Here is a 242-nt window from a genome sequence, read left to right as displayed (position 1 = left end):
GTGGAGCCTAGCGGGATCGAACCGCTGACCTCCTGCGTGCAAGGCAGGCGCTCTCCCAGCTGAGCTAAGGCCCCAAACAAGTATCGGGAAGACAGGATTTGAACCTGCGACCCCCTGGTCCCAAACCAGGTGCTCTACCAAGCTGAGCCACTTCCCGAAAGAAAACGCGCCCGAGAGGAGTCGAACCCCTAACCTCTTGATCCGTAGTCAAACGCTCTATCCAATTGAGCTACGGGCGCATA

Annotated in this window: 3 tRNA genes; all 3 read right to left on the bottom strand. The window is 57.9% G+C overall.

What is annotated here, in order from left to right:
- Nucleotide 1: 1 nt before the first annotated feature.
- Nucleotides 2-74, bottom strand: a tRNA-Ala gene (locus tag DOS87_RS03760).
- Between the two features lie 9 nt (nucleotides 75-83).
- Nucleotides 84-157: transfer RNA gene (locus tag DOS87_RS03755), tRNA-Pro, on the bottom strand.
- An 8-nt stretch (nucleotides 158-165) separates the two neighbouring features.
- A tRNA-Arg gene (locus DOS87_RS03750) sits at nucleotides 166-239 on the bottom strand.
- Nucleotides 240-242: the final 3 nt, after the last annotated feature.

Origin of the sequence: Bacillus sp. CR71, assembly GCF_003429245.1 — a bacterium.
GTDB lineage: Bacteria > Bacillota > Bacilli > Bacillales > Bacillaceae_G > Bacillus_A > Bacillus_A thuringiensis_S.
Note: the sequence above shows the minus strand (reverse complement) of the source record. Positions and strands in the feature narration are given on the sequence as shown.